General features: G+C 65.9%; 16 protein-coding genes and 1 tRNA gene. 8 read left to right on the top strand and 9 right to left on the bottom strand.

Annotation, left to right across the window (positions count from 1 at the left end):
- Positions 1-19: 19 nt before the first annotated feature.
- Together HWX31_RS26535 and HWX31_RS26540 are read right to left on the bottom strand one after the other, a co-directional pair.
- A complete protein-coding gene (locus HWX31_RS26535; protein ID WP_174961890.1) occupies positions 20-874 on the bottom strand; it encodes a patatin-like phospholipase family protein in 855 nt (284 codons plus the stop codon).
- Between the two features lie 10 nt (positions 875-884).
- Positions 885-1289, bottom strand: coding sequence for a PaaI family thioesterase (locus tag HWX31_RS26540; RefSeq protein ID WP_042586602.1), 405 nt, complete (start codon positions 1287-1289; stop codon positions 885-887).
- A 192-nt stretch (positions 1290-1481) separates the two neighbouring features.
- Between HWX31_RS26540 and HWX31_RS26545 the strand changes: the two genes are divergently transcribed.
- From HWX31_RS26545 to HWX31_RS26560, 4 genes are all read left to right on the top strand, one after another.
- Positions 1482-1557: transfer RNA gene (locus HWX31_RS26545), tRNA-Lys, on the top strand.
- A gap of 155 nt (positions 1558-1712) precedes the next feature.
- On the top strand, positions 1713-2087 hold the full coding sequence (locus tag HWX31_RS26550; RefSeq protein WP_174961887.1) for a site-specific integrase: 375 nt from the start codon (positions 1713-1715) through the stop codon (positions 2085-2087).
- Positions 2088-2333: 246 nt separating this feature from the next.
- The gene (locus HWX31_RS26555; RefSeq protein ID WP_232427666.1) at positions 2334-2777 is read left to right on the top strand and encodes a helix-turn-helix domain-containing protein; all 444 of its coding nucleotides are present in this window, start codon (positions 2334-2336) and stop codon (positions 2775-2777) included.
- Position 2778: 1 nt separating this feature from the next.
- The gene (locus tag HWX31_RS26560; RefSeq protein WP_174961884.1) at positions 2779-3360 is read left to right on the top strand and encodes a PIN domain-containing protein; all 582 of its coding nucleotides are present in this window, start codon (positions 2779-2781) and stop codon (positions 3358-3360) included.
- A gap of 259 nt (positions 3361-3619) precedes the next feature.
- On the opposite strand, the gene HWX31_RS26565 is transcribed toward HWX31_RS26560, so the two are convergent.
- The 3 genes from HWX31_RS26565 to HWX31_RS26575 are packed head-to-tail and all read right to left on the bottom strand — an operon-like array spanning position 3620 to position 5852.
- Entirely contained in the window at positions 3620-4378 is a 759-nt protein-coding gene (locus tag HWX31_RS26565; protein ID WP_174961881.1) for an amino acid ABC transporter ATP-binding protein, read from the bottom strand.
- Positions 4375-5055 carry an amino acid ABC transporter permease gene (locus HWX31_RS26570; protein WP_174961878.1) on the bottom strand — a complete coding sequence of 227 codons (681 nt, stop codon included), beginning with the start codon at positions 5053-5055 and terminating at the stop codon, positions 4375-4377. The genes HWX31_RS26565 and HWX31_RS26570 overlap by 4 nt, the downstream gene beginning before the upstream one ends.
- Before the next feature lie 14 nt (positions 5056-5069).
- Positions 5070-5852, bottom strand: a complete 783-nt coding sequence (locus HWX31_RS26575) for an amino acid ABC transporter substrate-binding protein (protein ID WP_174961875.1) — start codon at positions 5850-5852, stop codon at positions 5070-5072.
- 341 nt (positions 5853-6193) lie between these two features.
- On the opposite strand from HWX31_RS26575, the gene HWX31_RS26580 reads away from it, so the two are divergent.
- A complete protein-coding gene (locus HWX31_RS26580) occupies positions 6194-6472 on the top strand; it encodes a hypothetical protein (protein WP_174961873.1) in 279 nt (92 codons plus the stop codon).
- Positions 6473-6541: 69 nt separating this feature from the next.
- Here the strand turns inward: HWX31_RS26580 and phnY are convergent, their stop codons facing one another.
- Both phnY and phnA read right to left on the bottom strand, forming a co-directional pair.
- Positions 6542-7996: a phosphonoacetaldehyde dehydrogenase gene (gene phnY / locus HWX31_RS26585; RefSeq protein WP_174961868.1), complete on the bottom strand. Its 1455-nt coding sequence runs from the start codon at positions 7994-7996 to the stop codon at positions 6542-6544.
- Positions 7997-8025: 29 nt separating this feature from the next.
- A complete protein-coding gene (phnA, locus tag HWX31_RS26590; RefSeq protein WP_174961866.1) occupies positions 8026-9264 on the bottom strand; it encodes a phosphonoacetate hydrolase in 1239 nt (412 codons plus the stop codon).
- Between the two features lie 249 nt (positions 9265-9513).
- Between phnA and HWX31_RS26595 the strand changes: the two genes are divergently transcribed.
- The 3 genes from HWX31_RS26595 (at position 9514) to HWX31_RS26605 (ending at position 11780) form a co-directional block, all read left to right on the top strand.
- Complete coding sequence (locus tag HWX31_RS26595) at positions 9514-10902, top strand: FAD-dependent oxidoreductase (RefSeq protein ID WP_174961863.1); 1389 nt, start codon at positions 9514-9516, stop codon at positions 10900-10902.
- A 244-nt stretch (positions 10903-11146) separates the two neighbouring features.
- Positions 11147-11500 carry a DUF1493 family protein gene (locus HWX31_RS26600; RefSeq protein ID WP_174961861.1) on the top strand — a complete coding sequence of 118 codons (354 nt, stop codon included), beginning with the start codon at positions 11147-11149 and terminating at the stop codon, positions 11498-11500.
- Between the two features lie 52 nt (positions 11501-11552).
- Positions 11553-11780: a hypothetical protein gene (locus HWX31_RS26605; protein ID WP_059611996.1), complete on the top strand. Its 228-nt coding sequence runs from the start codon at positions 11553-11555 to the stop codon at positions 11778-11780.
- Between the two features lie 120 nt (positions 11781-11900).
- Here HWX31_RS26605 and HWX31_RS26610 read toward each other — a convergent pair whose 3' ends face one another.
- Positions 11901-12626, bottom strand: coding sequence for a phosphonate utilization associated transcriptional regulator (locus HWX31_RS26610; protein ID WP_174961859.1), 726 nt, complete (start codon positions 12624-12626; stop codon positions 11901-11903).
- 164 nt (positions 12627-12790) lie between these two features.
- Positions 12791-14956 (bottom strand): phosphocholine-specific phospholipase C, encoded by a 2166-nt coding sequence (locus HWX31_RS26615; RefSeq protein ID WP_174961857.1) that lies wholly within the window; start codon positions 14954-14956, stop codon positions 12791-12793.
- Positions 14957-15061 lie beyond the last annotated feature (105 nt).

The raw sequence follows: 15061 nt of genomic DNA on the forward strand, positions 1-15061 counted from the left end.
CGCGCCCGCCCCTGAACCGTCAGCCGCCCGTCATCGCGTCGATGCGCGCGAGGAAGTGCTCGCCGTCGCGCCGGCCGAGATCGTATGCGTGGCGCATCTGCGACGGCCTCGTGTAGTCCCAGCTCGAAATCGGCACCTTGCTCGACGGCTGCACGTAGAGGCGCTGCTGTTCGCCGTACGCGACCGTGAACATCTGCGGCCGCGGGTACAGCCGGGTGACTAGCACCAGTACACGACCCGGCGACGCATCGAGCGCGCCGACCGGCACGTTGTCGACCATCCCGCCGTCGAGCACCGGCCGGCCGTTGCGGTGCAGGACCGGCGTGAACGGCGGCGTGCACGACGACTGCAGGATCAGGTCGGCGAGATCCTCGACGCGCGCGCAGTCCTGCGCGCGCACGAATTCCGGCTGGAAACCGAGCGCGCGGCCGAGCGTCGGATGCAGCGTCTTGCGCACGTATTTCTCGATGTTGTACGCGACGAGCCCCGCCGCGACCGCGCTGCGCGCGCCGAGCCAGCGCGGCACGTGCGACACGCCGATGCGGATCTCGGGCGCGCCGGCGAGCTTCGCGAACGGCTCGCCGTAGATGTCGAGCAACGCCTGCCGGTAGATCCGGTAATGCGGAAACACCGGCTCGCGGCCGAACAGGTTGCCCCAGTACGCGTTCTTCCGGTTGTGGCGCAGCGCCTCCTCGTAATAGCGCATCACCCATGCGGCGTCGCGCGTATACAGCATGCATGCGGTCGCGGCGCCGGCCGAGATCCCGGCGATCACGCGCGGCCGCAGCGCGAGCGCCGGCTGCGCGACGTCCCAGAAGCCGGCCTGCCACCAGCAGCGATTGCCGCCGCCCGCGAACACGATCTGGTCGAACATCGCGCGCCGCTCAGCTGACGAGCGCGTAGGTCGACGTCGCATGGACGGCCATCTTGCCGTCCTCGTCGAACAGCTCGACCTCGCCGAACACCAGGTTGCGGCCCATCCGCAGCACGCGCGCGGTGATGAGCACGTCGCCCTTGCGCACCGGCCGCATGAAGTTCGTGTTGAGCGAGACCGTCGTCATCGGCCGGAACTCGCCGAGCGCGGACGAGATGGCCACCACCATCGCGGTATCGGCGGCGGCCGTGAACACCTGGCCGCAGATCACGCCGCCGGAATGACGGAATTCGCCGGAAAAAGGCAAACGCAGCGTGATGCTGTCGTCGGCGATCGATACGGGGACCAGACCGAGCGAGCGGACCCACGGGGCCAGCAACCGGTCCAGCAATTCGCGGACTGCGTTTTCGTCCATCTTCGAATGTCCAGGAAATGTTGCGCGACCGCCGCGCAACAGGTGTGGGCGTCATCATACCGGGAGCGCGCAAACTGCGATCGCTCGTTGCCACCCCAACCGGCCCGCACATTCGTGACGAAATATTTTCGAGAAATTTGCAGAAAGGGCTTGTCAGGGGTAAAAAACCCGTGCATAATTTCACTTCTGTTGGGGGCGTTAGCTCAGTTGGTAGAGCAGCGGACTCTTAATCCGTAGGTCGAGTGTTCGAGTCACTCACGCCCCACCAGGAATTCCGAAGCCCGGTTAGCGAAAGCTGACCGGGCTTTTTGCTTTGGCCGGGACGTTTCCGGTCGATCGACACACCGAACCCGACTGAGCAGGCCGTTAGTCTGCCAATCGTCACCCGCATCTGTCGCTGATGCCATCTTTCGCCTGTCCCCCATGCATTCCGGACGCAGCGTTCGCTGCGCAAACCCGATTCCGACCATCACTTGCGCTGACAATCTTTCCCAGATGCCGGGCCTTGCGAGCCTGCTGCAAAACGAAGATGGAACGCCGGTCAGCCCGTTCGAACTGCGGTCCAGATTCGACAAGGCGCGTCGGCTGGCGGGCGTGTCGTTCCAGTTTCGCAATATTCGAGCAAAGGCGGCAAGTGATACCGGCGACCTTGCATACTCGCAAGAACTGCCCGGACACCAGAGCCGGAACATGACCAAGCACTACGTCCGATCGCGGCGTGCGGCCGGTTCGATAACGCTTACCGACCCGGTTGCAGGATCGAAACCGGGCCAACTGGATCAATCAAACGCCGGTTGAACCAAGTTGGGCGGGCGGTTGCGGCGGCTACGGTGATTCGGCCGGCGGCAAACGGGCGCACGCACATCGAGCACCCCAGCGGCCGCCGCGAGGCGCAAGTGTTGCCATTCACTTATTTCACTTATTGCATTTGTTTCAGATGGCCGCTACGCTTACAATCGCGGCGCACGCGGTTGTAAGCGTAGCGGCCATCTAGTTCTAACTTTGAGAGAGGAATATATGCGCACCGTAGAGCGGATTCGGGAGATGACGCCACCGCCGATGACGGAGAAGGATCTTGAAATGGCCCGCGTTGCACAGCGCTGCATCATGGAGGCTCTGGATCATTCGCGCGCGGCGCAAATCACTCTGACGACGGATACCGGCGAACATCCATCCATCGCCCTTCCGCCTGCATCACTAAAATTCATCGGGCAATTACTCGGAGCAATGAGCGAGGGCCGGCAGATCACTCTCATGCCTGCAGACCGCGAATTCACGACCGTCGAAGCCGCCAACTTCCTCAACGTGTCGCGCCCATTCGTGATCAAGGAAATAGAAGCAGGCAGGCTCAAGCATCACATGGTCGGAACGCATCGTCGGATCGCGTTTGAAGACCTTATCGCATACGCTCGGCAAATGCGCAAAAAGCAAGTAGCTGCGCTGGACCGGTTGGCGGCAAATGCCCAGGAACTAGGACTAGATTACTGACATGGCCGGCCACGTACGCTATACGGCTCTGCTCGATGCGTGCGTTCTGTTTCCGATCGCCGTCGCCGACTCGCTCATGAGTCTGGCGACTGCGGGACTCTTCGCCGCGAAGTGGACTCAACGTATCGAGCAGGAATGGATCACCAATCTGGAAGAACTTCGGCCGGAGCTAAAAGGTAGGCTCGAAGTGCGACGAGACGGCATGCGGGAAGCTGTGCCGGATTGGGAAGTGAACGAATCCGCATGGGCACCGCTCGTCGGGAATATGAAACTACCAGACCCTGACGATCAGCATGTCTTGGCGGCGGCCATCGCGGGTCACGCCGATTGCATTGTGACGGCCAACCTCCGGGACTTCCCGGCTGAGATCGTCAGCCCGTATGGAATCGAAGTCATCCATCCCGACCGCTTCATCATCAACCAATGGGACCTAGACCATATCGCCACCATGTCGTCGTTCAAAGGCATGCGAGCTCGATGGAGAAATCCGAAAGCGACCCCCGAAGATTTCGCCCAGGCACTTGAACGTAATGGCCTACCGGCAACCGCTCAACGCATTCGCGAAGCGGCCGCTCTGATCTAGATCGAGCCTTCTACAATTTGAGGTCAGGATCACGTGTGGCGCGGATTCCAGTCTTTCGCGTAAACGACGATTCTTAGAGGCGAACCACCAAAAGAGCCTTGATCGCAGACGAGTTTACGATTGCCTCTTAATCCGCAGGTCAAATGTACAAGTCACTCCCCCCACCAGGAATGCCAAAGGCCGGTCAGCACAAGCCGACCGACCTTTTCCGTTTGGCGGGCCGAAAATGTGGCGGCCGGTCGCGATCCGGCCGCGCCGCTCAAACCACCACCGCCGCCTGCGCGAGCGTCGAAACGAACCGCGCGGTACGCGCATCACGCGGCCGGCTGAACAAATCGCGCGACGCCCCGCTTTCCACCACGCGCCCCTCCGCAAGAAACACGGCGTCGTGCGCGATCGACGCGGCGAGCCGCAGGTCGTGCGTCGCCATCAGCATCGTCGTGCCTTCGCGCGCGAGCTGCCGCAGCACTTCGACCACTTCGACGGACAGCTCGGGATCGAGCGCCGACGTCGGCTCGTCGCACAGCAGCACCTGCGGCGACGGCGCGAGCGCGCGTGCGATCGCGACGCGCTGCTGCTGACCGCCCGACAGCGTCGACGGCCATGCGTCGGCCTTGTCCGCGATGCCGACTTTCGCGAGCAGCGCGAGCGCCCGCTCGCGCGCGCGTTCGCGGCTCCACTTCTGCACCGTGACGAGCCCCTCCATCACGTTCTGCGCGACCGTCAGATGCGGAAACAGCTGGAAGTTCTGGAACACCATGCCGGTCTGCCGGCGCACCGCGAGCACCGCGTCGCGCGACGGCCGGCGGCCAGCCGAGAATTCGACGTGCGCGTCGCCGACCGTCAGCGCGCCGGCTTCCGGCACCTCGAGCAGGTTCACGCAGCGCAAGAGCGTGCTCTTGCCGCTGCCGGACGGGCCGATCAGCGCGGTGACGCTGCCGGGCTTCAGCGCGAGATCGACCTGCGCGAGCACCCGCTGCGCGCCGAACGACTTGTCGATGCGTTCGAGCCGGATCATCGCAGCTCCGCGTGGAACCGCGCATGGCGGCCGAAATGCGTTTCGAGGCGCAGCTGCAGCGTCGACAGCACCGAGCTGAACAGCAGGTAGATCAACGCGGCCTCGGTATAGAGGATCAGCGGCTCGTAGGTCACGGCCGCGATGCGCTGCGCGGCCTGGAAGATCTCCGGCACGGTCAGCACCGCCGCGAGCGACGTGTCCTTGACGAGCGAGATGAACGAATTCGACAGCGCGGGCAGCGCGACGCGCGCCGCCTGCGGCAGGATCGCGCGGCGCAGCGCCTGCGCGCGCGTCATCGCCATCGAGTAGGCGGCTTCCCACTGTCCCTTCGGGATCGATTCGATCACGCCGCGAATCACCTCGGCGTTGTACGCGCCGACGTTCAGCGAAAAGCCGATCACGGCCGCCGTCAGCGGATCGAGCACGATGCCGACGTTCGGCAGCCCGTAGAAGATCACGAACAGCTGCACGAGCAGCGGCGAGCCGCGAAACAGCCAGATGTAAAAGCGCACGGCCGCCTGCGCCCAGCGCGGCCCGAACAGGCGCGCGAGCGCGGCGGCGAACGCGAGCAGCAGGCCGATCGCGAACGACGCCAGCGTCAGCGGCACCGTGAACACGAGCCCCGCGTACAGCAGGGGCCACAGCGATTGCGCCATCAGGTGCAGCCACGCCGGCATGGTTCAGCCCCGCGTCACTGCTGCGACACGTCGTGGCCGAAGTACTTCTGCGAGATCTTCGCGTAAGTGCCGTCGGCCTTGATATCGGCGAGCGCCTTATCGATCGCCGCGCGCAGCTCGGGGCTGCCCTTGCGGATCAGCACGCCCGACTGGTCGCCCGCACCGGACGTGTCCGTCGCCGCGATCTTCAGCTTCGCGTCGGGCTTGTGCTTGCGGAAGTCGAGGTACGACAGCGAATCGTTGACCGTCGCGTCGACGCGCCCCGACGTCAGCAGATCGATCGCCTCGTTGAAGCCCTGCACCGCGACGACGTCCGCGCCATGCGCGGCGGCGAGCTTGCCGAAGTTGCTCGTCAGCGTATTCGCCGACTTGCGGCCCTTCAGGTCGTCGAACGACCGGATCGTCGCGTTGTCCGCACGCACGATCAGCACGGCGCGCGACGTGATGTACGGCGCCGAGAAGTCGTACTTCGCCTTGCGCGCGTCGGTAATCGCCACTTCGTTCACGACCGCGTCGTAACGGTTCACGTCGAGGCCCGCGATCAGCCCGTCCCATTTGCCCTCGACGAACTGCGGCTTCACGCCGAGACGCTGCGCGATCGCGGTCGCGATGTCGACGTCGAAGCCCGTCAGCCGGCCCGTCTCGTCGTGGTACGTGAACGGCGCATACGTGCCTTCGGTGCCGACCCGGAACACGCCGGACGACTTGATGTGCGAGAGGTCGTCTGCGGCGAAGGCATTCGCAGCCGCAACGATCGGCAGCAACGCGACAAGCAGCATGGAGCGGATGAGTTTCATGGCACGGACCCCGAATGATTGGACAAGGTGATCGATCTCGCCGGCGCGGCCTGCCGCGCGAGCGGTCCGCGAATTCTACCGACGGCCCGATGGCCGGCAAAAACGCAAATCGGCTAACGATATGAGCGTGTCGAATAACGCGCGAACCGCGTCACGACGGGCATTGCCGGCCGCTCCTCCTTAACGTCAGACGAAACCTCGCGTAACGCGGCGCACGACGCCGCGTTACGCGTAGTTACAGAAGCGACAACGCGGTATCACCCGCGCCGTGGGCCATACGTACCATTGAAGCAGGGAGGTGATTGTTCGCGGGCAGTCGGCCGCGAAAGGAGTGAAGAGTGATGAAGCGAATCCTGTTGTCCGGCGTCATCGGCATTGCGGCGGCCTGCGTGTCGGCAAGCGCATTCGCACGTGCCGACGTCGGCGTGTACTTCGGCGTGCCGGGCCCGGTGATCGAAACGCCGCCTCCGGTGGTCTACGCGCCGCCGCCCGTCTATTACGAACCTGCGCCTGCCTACTACTACGGCCCGTACTACGATGACTACCGCTACCGCCGCTGGCACGACAACGGCTGGCATCGCGGCTGGCGCCATCACCACCATCACGGCGGCGAAGATTGACCACCGCCGCGCGCCGCCGGCGGACATCGCGCCACCCGGTGGCGCGGCGGCATGCGAGCGCCGCCGCGCTCACCACGGCAGCGAATACGTCTTCGTGTTCGTGAAGCTCTTCATCGCTTCCTGCACGCCTTCCTTGTAGCCGAGCCCCGAATCCTTCACGCCGCCGAACGGCGTCAGTTCGAGCCGATATCCGGGCACTTCGCGCACGTTCACGCTGCCGACTTCCAGCTCGGTGATGAAGCGCGTGATGGTGTCGAAGCGGTTCGTGCAGATCGACGACGACAGCGCATAGTCGGTGCTGTTCGACATCCGGATCGCGTCGTCGATGTCGCGAAAGCGCATGATCGGCGACACCGGCCCGAAGGTCTCGTGCTTCACGAGCGGCATGTCGGGCGTCACGCGATCGACGACCGTCGGCGCATACACCGCGCCGTCGCGCACGTTGCCGGCCAAAAGACGCGCGCCGCGCGCGAGCGCGTCGTTCACCTGCTGCTCGCAGAACTTCGCGGCCGCCTCGTCGATCACCGTGCCCATGTCGACCGACGGATCGGCCGGATCGCCGTACGACCACGCGCGCGTCTTCTCGACCACCAGCTCGGTGAAGCGGTCGGCAACCGCCTCGTGCACGAGCATCCGCTTGATCGCCGTGCAGCGCTGCCCCGAGTTCCGGTACGAGCCCGACACCGCGAGCGTGCTCGCCTCGTCGAGGTCGGCGTCCTCCATCACGATGATCGGATCGTTGCCGCCTAGCTCGAGCACCGCGCGCCTGTAGCCCATCCGCGCGGCGATCGACTTGCCGATCGACACGCCGCCCGTGAACGTGATCAGGTCGATCGCGGGGTTCGTGACCAGCTCGTCGGCGATCTCCTTCGGGTCGCCGGTGATCACCTGCAGCATCTGCGGCGGCAGGCCCGCTTCGTACAGGATGTCCGCGAACAGGCAGCACGACAGCGGCACCTTCTCCGAAGGCTTCACGACGATCCGGTTGTTGGTCGCGACCGCCGGCACGACCTTGTGCGCGACCTGGTTCATCGGGTGGTTGAACGGCGTGATCGCCGAGATCACGCCGAGCAGCGGCTCGCGCTGCGTGTACACGCGGCGCTTCTGGCCGTGCGGCGTCAGGTCGCACGAGAAGATCTGGCCGTCGTCCTTCAGCACCTCGCCCGCGCCGAACGTCAGCACGTCCGCGACGCGGCCCGCTTCGTACGTCGTGTCCTTGATGCACAGCCCCGATTCGGCGGTGATCAGCGCCGCGATCTCGGCGGTGCGCGAGCGCACGATGTCGGCCGCACGGCGCAGGATCGCCGCGCGGTCGTGGCGCGTGAGCGTCGGCCGGTACGCGCGCGCGACCGCGAACGCGCGCCGCACGTCGTCGAGCGTCGCCTTCGGCACGGTGCCGACCAGCGCGCCGTCGTACGGATTGCGCACGTCGATCGTCGCGTCGCGACGAATCCGTTCGCCGTCGATCCGCAATGCTTCGCGACGGATCTCGCCGCCCCCCGTCGATGCTGCCATGGCGTTCATGAATGAGCTCCCTTCCGGATTCGTTCGCATCACTGAAGATGGTTGAGCGCGATGTCGATGACGTCGAAGTTGCGCAGCCGCGCACGGCCCGCCGCGTCGGCGTCGACCGGCCGGCTGAAGACGAGCGGCACGATCTGCTCGGAGAGCCCGCCGTGCGAGCGCAGCGGCACGTCGAGGCCCGACAAGTCGTGCCTGCTGCGGCGCGTGCCGAGCACGACGTCCTGCCGCGACACCACGATCAGGTCGCCCAGCCGGGCCGGCGGCAGCTCGAACCGTGCGCAGCCTTCGGCGCCCGTCAGCGCGAGCTCGATCCCGTCGACGGCGGCGAGTCGCGCGCGCAGCGCGTCGACGTCGGCCGACGCCGGCACGTAGACGGTCGCGAACGAACCGAGCGCGCCGTGGTGCACGACGTACGGATCGGTGATCGGCAGGATCACGCGCGCGGCGTCCGCGCCGAGCCAGTCGTCGAACAGTTCCTGCAGGTAGATCACGTTCGGCTCGCCGGTCGCGGCGTCGTGCTTCGCGTTCATTCCATGGTCGGCGGTGAGCGCGACGATCGCGCCGAGTTCGTCGAGCCGCTTCAGGTAGCCGTCCATCATCGCGTAGAACGCGTTCGCGCCGGGCGTGCCGGGCGCGCACTTGTGCTGCACGTAGTCGGTGGTCGACAGGTACATCAGGTCGACCGGGCGCGTCTCGAGCAGCCGCACGCCCGCGGCGAACACGAACTCCGACAGGTCCGCGCTGTACACGTCCGGCACCGGCTTGCCGACCAGCTCGAGCACGTCGTCGATGCCGTTTTCCGCGATGGTCGCGCAGTCGGCCTTCTCCGACGAGAAGCAGATGCCCTTCAGCCCGTTGCCGAGCAGGCGGCGCAGCTTGTCCTTGGCAGTCACCACCGCGACGCGCGCGCCCCGGTCGGCGAACGCCGCGAGCACGGTCGGCGCGACGAGGTACTTCGGATCGTTCATCAGCACTTCGGCGCCGCTGTCGCGATCGTAGAAATAGTTGCCGCTGATCCCGTGCACCGACGGCGGCACGCCCGTCACGATCGACAGGTTGTTCGGGTTCGTGAAGCTCGGCACCACGCACTCGCCCTTCAGCGCCGTCCCCGGCTTCAGCAACGTGCGCAGGAACGGCGCGACGCCGGCCTCGGCCGCCTGCTCCAGATATTCGTATGCGCATCCGTCCACGCACACCACCACCACCGGCAGGCTCATCCAGTTGTAGCGGCGGCCGTTCACTTCCACGGAAACAGGCGTTTCGGTCATGACAATCCTTTCGATGCGGAGGGAGAGCGGCGCCGGCATCCGTGCCCGGCGGCGCTTCGATGCTTGACATTAAAATCGATGGTTTGTAGATTGTCAACAATAGGCAGAGAACAGAATGCAATGTGCCGGTCGGTCGTGGCGACGACTTCGGCATGTTTTATCGGGTGGTCAAAAAGCGCGGCTACCTTCCGTATCCGGCCGTGCGCGACACGGCCGCCTTTCCATCCTTGCGATACGACTGATCGACTGATGCGTCCCTTCTGGATCGAACAAGCGCTGTTCCACGACGGCGATCTCGCCCCTGCGCTGCAACGCGCGACGCAGGCCGACGTCTGCATCGTCGGCGGCGGCTTCACCGGGCTGTGGACCGCGATTCAGGCGAAGCAGCACAACCCCGCACTCGACGTCGTGATCCTCGAAAGCGACCTGTGCGGCGCGGGCGCCAGCGGCCGCAACGGCGGCTGCCTGCTCACGTGGTCCGCGAAATTCCTGACGCTGCGGCGCCTGTTCGACGAAGCCGAGGCGATCCGGCTCGTGAAGGCGTCGGAGGCGGCCGTGCAGCACATCGCCGCGTTCTGCCGCGAACACGGCATCGACGCGGAACTGCGCGCGGACGGCACGCTGTACACGGCGACGTCGCGCGCGCAGGTCGGCACGCTCGCGCCGGTGCTCGACGCGCTCGCCGCGTGCGGCATCCACAGCTACGCGCCGCTGCCGCCGGCGGAAGTCGCGCGCCGCTCGGGCTCGGCGCGCAACCTCGACGGCGTGTACTCGCCGATCGCCGCGACCGTGCATCCGGGCAAGCTCGTGCGCGGGCTGCGCCGCGTCGCGCTCGCAATGGGCATCCGCATCCACGAGCGCACGCCGATGCTCGACTTCACGCCGGGGCCGCCGGCCGTCGTGCACACGCCGGCCGGCAGCGTCACCGCAGGCAAGCTGGTATTCGCGATCAATGCGTGGATGGCGAGCCGCTTCCCGCAGTTCGCGCGCACGATCGCGGTCGTGTCGAGCGACATGGTCATCACCGAGAAGTGTCCGGAGCTGCTCGCGAGGACGGGGCTCGCCGACGGCGTGTCGGTGCTCGATTCGCGGATCTTCGTGTACTACTACCGCAGCACGCCTGACGGGCGGCTGATGCTCGGCAAGGGCGGCAACACGTTCGCGTGGCGCGGGCGCATCGCGCCGGTGTTCGACCAGCGCTCGCCGTACGAGGCGCAGCTCACGCAGAGCCTGCGCGAATTTTTCCCGTCGCTCGCCGGAGTACCGATCACCGCGAGCTGGAACGGCCCGTCGGACCGCTCGGTGACGGGCTTCCCGTTCTTCGGCCGCCTCGACGGCGCGCCGCATGTGTTCTACGGCTTCGGCTATTCGGGCAACGGCGTGGGGCCGACCTACATGGGCGGGCAGATCCTGTCGTCGCTGGTGCTCGGCCTCGACAATGCGTGGACGCGCAGCCCGCTCACGCGCGGCCCGCTCGGGCAGTTCCCGCCGGAGCCGTTGCGCTACGTCGGCTCGCATGTCGTGCGCAACGCGATCCGCCGCAAGGAGCGCGCGGAGGATGCGAACAGGCGGCCGTGGATTGTCGATACCTGGCTTTCCGGGCTGGCGAGCGCGGCGGGGAAAGCGGACAAGGCTTGATGTGCGGGTCATGAAGGTGCGCTGAGCGCCGCACCAGGCGTGGTCGGGGCCACTGTCGTGGGGCTCGCACCGGCCCGTGATTGGCCTCGCGATACCGGTGGCATGTGGTGCTGCGATCTTTGTGCAAAAAAGCCCGATCGGCCAGGATCCGTGCAGGATCGACGGCGGTCGCCCGCTAAACTACTGCGGGCGGCGGGTTGATTGTGGAAGTGTTGGCCGCCAAGCCTGAGGACAGAGTGTTTTAATGGAAAAATACACGCGGGACGACCTGATTGCGTTTATCCGGCAGGAGGCCTGCATGCCTTCCAAGAAGCCCATCACCGACGATATGGATGTTGTGCACTCTTTGGGCCAACACGGAGATGACGCCAATGAGTTTATGGAAAAGTTCTTCGAAACCTTCACAGTGAACCGGGGCGACTACGATTTTTGCCGCTACTTTTTCATGGAGGGCGAGGGATTCATCTCGCATCTTTTCAAAAAATACATCCTGAGAAAACCTCACTCACTAAAAAGAGAGACTATTACGGTCGGAATGCTTCACAAGGCGGCCCTCAACCGCAAATGGGATTGCAAAGCTCTGTCGGGGACTTCTTGAAGAAATGGCCATGTCCGCCACGCGGGAATTCAACAAGAAATAGGAGTTCCATATGGAAATCATGAAACTCGAACTGACAGCCAGTCAGGTCAAAATCCTCCTCGAGGCGCTTGCCGAAACAGACAAGCAATGGACCGATATCTGTAACACATCCGACGATGAGGACGTCGTGGCCGATTACGGTAACGACCTCGTTCTGCTGCGCATCGTCAGAGACGAAATCACCCCAAAGGCGGTCGCCGCATTCGGCCCCGACATCGTCAATTTCGACCGGGGCTGAACCCATCCGGCGCGGCAGGAAAAGCGGACCGCGCTAAAACACAAACACAAAGGGCACCGATCAATCGGATCGGCGCCCTTTCGTCATCGATATGCCAGCCGCGCGTCCCGCGCCCGTTGTTCACGTGCCCGCCTTCTCCCGCGCCGCCTTGCCCGTCGCCGGCAACCCCTGCTCATGCATGCGGCGCATCCGCGCGAGGCCGTGCGCGAGATGCTCGCGCACGAGCGCGACCGCCTTCTCCTCATCACCGTTGCCGAGCGCCTGCACGATCTTCTCGTGCTCGGACGCCGACACCGACAGCGCATCCTCCTCGGCCTCGATCGCCGCCTGCCGCAGCAGGCCGAGCTGCCGCACGAGCCGGCGATAGGTGTCGGTCAGGTGCGTGTTGCCGACGCCGACGACCATCGCATCGTGGAACTGCACGTTGAGCTCGGTGTAGCGCGTGACGTCGTGCGCCTTCGCCGCCGCCTTCATCGACTGGATGATGCCCTTCAGCACCTTCAGCGTATCGGGCGCGATGCGCTTCGCGAGCGCGCGCGCGACCGACTCGTCGAGCATCGCGCGCACTTCGTAGATCTCCTCGGCCTCACGCAGCGGCACGACGCGCACCGTCACGCCGCGATTCTTCTCGTTGCGCAGCAGGCCCGCCTGCTCGAGCGCGCGGAACGCCTCGCGCACGGGGCCGCGCGACACGTTCAGCTTCGTCGCGATGTCGACTTCGTTGAGCTTCTCGCCGGGCGCGTATTCGCCGGACACGATCGCGCGCTCGAGCATGTCCTGGACGATCATCGCGAGCGACTGGCTCTGCAGGAGTTCGATGGCGTTGAGCGCGTTCGGGGAAGTCATGGTCGGGCGGGCAGCGGGACTGCGGTGAGGAACGGGAGCGCCATGTCGGCGAATGCTCCGTTATATACCCGCGGCCCCGCACATTGTCAACAGTCTTCAGTCACCAAACGCCGATCCCGACGGACCGCGATGCCGTCCGGCATCGCGGCGCCCACCGCCGCGCGTCAGCGCTTCACCGGCCCCGGGTCGCTCTGGCTCGGCCGGCCCGTCTCGACGTGCCCGGCAAAGCGGCGCACGACCTTGTCGCTCGCGCCGCCCGTCGTGGTCGCGACGATGTTCAGGTCGTACCAGCCGTGGCTCGAACTCAGCTCCCAGTGATCCTCGACGCGCGCGCCCGGCTCCAGCACATAGGTCCGCGCATGCGCATGGCTGTATGCGTTGTCGACGACCACGCGGCACGTCGCACGGCCGCTGTTGCGCAGCTGCAGGTACACGTGGCGGTTGCGCACGTCGTAGCCGAGCTTCGCTTCCGGGTTCGCGTGATGGCCGTCCATCGCGAGCGTGGTGTTGCCCTGGAACTCGCACAGATAGCCGTTCGGACCATACACCGCGAGGTGATAGTCGCCCTGCGCGACCGACGTGCTCCAGCTGTCGGCGATCCTGTCGCCCGCGGACACCGCATAGCGGCGCGGCTGGCTCGACGGATTGCGGCGGTCGTACACGTAGAACGCCGCGCCCGCGTCGCCGGTGTTCGCGAAATCGAGCCACACGTTGCCGTCGTGGCCGTTCACGCGGCTGTGCACGAACACCTCGTAAGGCAGCGCGCGCGCCGGCCGCGTGCCGGCTTCCTGCGCGGGCATCGTCTGCTGCGCGGGCACCTGGTACGCCTGGCCCGCCGTCGTGAGGTGCTGCGGCACCGTGAAGCTCACCGTCGACGCATCCGGCTTGCCGGAGAAGTCGAACGCCGACGTCAGGTCGCCGCAGACCGAGCGGCGCCACGCGCTGATGTTCGGCTCCTTGACGCCGAAGCGCGCCTCGAGGAAGCGCAGCACGGACGTGTGATCGAAGGTCTCCGAGCACACCCAGCCGCCCTTGGTCCACGGCGAGATGATGATCAGCGGCACGCGCGGCCCGAGGCCGATCGGCTGGATGCCGCCCGGGTCCGCGCCCGGCACGAGCGGGCTCATCTCGCCCGGGTACTTGTTCAGGTCGAGCAGCTCGTCGCCGAGATTGCCCAGCAGGTTCGCCGACACGACGCCCTGCCCGTTCACGCCGCTCGTGACGGGCGGCACCGGCGGCACGACGTGGTCGAACAGCCCGTCGTTCTCGTCGTAGTTGAGGATGAACACGGTCTTCGCCCACACGTCCGGGTTCGACGTCAGCGCCTCGAGCACCATGTTGATGTAGAACGCGCCGTCGGTCGGCGACGCCTGCGGATGCTCGCTGTACTTGTACGGTGCGACGATCCACGACACCTGCGGCAGGCGGTTCGCCTGCACGTCGGCCTTCAGCTCCGCGAGCGTATGGTTCGACGCGCCCTTGTCGACGAGCGGGCCGCTCGCGCCTTCCTTCACCTGGAAGCGCTTGAAGAACATCAGCGAGTTGTCGGTGTAGTTGTCGGTCGGGTCGCCCGGGATGCCGGTGCCGCCCTGGTACACCTTCCAGCTGACGTTCGCGTTCTCGAGCCGCTCCGCATAGGTCGTCCACGTATAGCCGTTGACGTCGTTGCGCTCGCCGATGCCGGGGCCGTTCGGCTGCGCGCCGTACACGTTGCGCGAATCGATCGTGCCGGTCCACAGGTAGATGCGGTTCGGCGCGGTGTCGGCGTGCGCCGAGCAGAAGTATGCGTCGCAAATCGTGAACGCGTCGGCCAGCGCGTAGTGATAGGTCAGGTCCTGGCGCTTCAGGTAGCCCATCGTCAGCACGTCCTGCTTCTGGTTCACCCACTGGTCCCACTGGCCATTGTTCCACGCGAGGTGGCCGCTGCTCCAGCCGTGGTTGGTGCCCGGCTGGAATTCGGTCGTCTGCTTCGGATCGAGGTAAAACGGCAGCACGTACGGCGCGGCCGGATCGAGCCCGCGCGCATGGTAGTTCTTCGTGTGCACGGCGGCCGGCGGCTGCCGCCAGACCGGCGCGCCGTTCGGCAGCAGGTGCGGGCGCGGGTCGTTGAAGCCGCGCACGCCGCGCAGCCCGCCGAAGTAGTGGTCGAACGAGCGGTTTTCCTGCATGAAGATCACGACGTGCTCGACGTCCTGGATCGAGCGGGTGCGCGAGGCGGCCGGCATCGCGAGCGCCTTGCGGATCGCGGGCGGAAAGCCCGCGTAGGCGGCCATCGCGCCGGCTGACTGGGCGGCAAGGCGCAGGAAATCGCGTCGGTTGGTCGAGGACATGAAAAGGATCCTGTGGGTCGGTAGGGATGGAGCCGGCGCGAGCGGGGCCGACGGTTCGGTGCTTCGACGATGCCGTTATTAGTCCGTAAGCGCGTGTCCCGGCCG

The sequence above is a fragment of the Burkholderia ubonensis genome (assembly GCF_902833085.1).
GTDB lineage: Bacteria > Pseudomonadota > Gammaproteobacteria > Burkholderiales > Burkholderiaceae > Burkholderia > Burkholderia ubonensis.

What these genes read in the sequence shown, in the direction of transcription:
- phnY (WP_174961868.1), bottom strand. Translation starts at nt 7,996, where the DNA reads ATGAACGCCATGGCAGCATCGACGGGGGGCGGCGAGATCCGTCGCGAA.
- HWX31_RS26570 (WP_174961878.1), bottom strand. Translation starts at nt 5,055, where the DNA reads ATGCCGGCGTGGCTGCACCTGATGGCGCAATCGCTGTGGCCCCTGCTG.
- HWX31_RS26600 (WP_174961861.1), top strand. Translation starts at nt 11,147, where the DNA reads ATGGAAAAATACACGCGGGACGACCTGATTGCGTTTATCCGGCAGGAG.
- HWX31_RS26580 (WP_174961873.1), top strand. Translation starts at nt 6,194, where the DNA reads ATGAAGCGAATCCTGTTGTCCGGCGTCATCGGCATTGCGGCGGCCTGC.
- HWX31_RS26540 (WP_042586602.1), bottom strand. Translation starts at nt 1,289, where the DNA reads ATGGACGAAAACGCAGTCCGCGAATTGCTGGACCGGTTGCTGGCCCCG.
- HWX31_RS26615 (WP_174961857.1), bottom strand. Translation starts at nt 14,956, where the DNA reads ATGTCCTCGACCAACCGACGCGATTTCCTGCGCCTTGCCGCCCAGTCA.
- HWX31_RS26610 (WP_174961859.1), bottom strand. Translation starts at nt 12,626, where the DNA reads ATGACTTCCCCGAACGCGCTCAACGCCATCGAACTCCTGCAGAGCCAG.
- HWX31_RS26560 (WP_174961884.1), top strand. Translation starts at nt 2,779, where the DNA reads ATGGCCGGCCACGTACGCTATACGGCTCTGCTCGATGCGTGCGTTCTG.
- HWX31_RS26550 (WP_174961887.1), top strand. Translation starts at nt 1,713, where the DNA reads ATGCATTCCGGACGCAGCGTTCGCTGCGCAAACCCGATTCCGACCATC.
- HWX31_RS26575 (WP_174961875.1), bottom strand. Translation starts at nt 5,852, where the DNA reads ATGAAACTCATCCGCTCCATGCTGCTTGTCGCGTTGCTGCCGATCGTT.
- phnA (WP_174961866.1), bottom strand. Translation starts at nt 9,264, where the DNA reads ATGACCGAAACGCCTGTTTCCGTGGAAGTGAACGGCCGCCGCTACAAC.
- HWX31_RS26535 (WP_174961890.1), bottom strand. Translation starts at nt 874, where the DNA reads ATGTTCGACCAGATCGTGTTCGCGGGCGGCGGCAATCGCTGCTGGTGG.
- HWX31_RS26565 (WP_174961881.1), bottom strand. Translation starts at nt 4,378, where the DNA reads ATGATCCGGCTCGAACGCATCGACAAGTCGTTCGGCGCGCAGCGGGTG.
- HWX31_RS26605 (WP_059611996.1), top strand. Translation starts at nt 11,553, where the DNA reads ATGGAAATCATGAAACTCGAACTGACAGCCAGTCAGGTCAAAATCCTC.
- HWX31_RS26555 (WP_232427666.1), top strand. Translation starts at nt 2,334, where the DNA reads ATGACGCCACCGCCGATGACGGAGAAGGATCTTGAAATGGCCCGCGTT.
- HWX31_RS26595 (WP_174961863.1), top strand. Translation starts at nt 9,514, where the DNA reads ATGCGTCCCTTCTGGATCGAACAAGCGCTGTTCCACGACGGCGATCTC.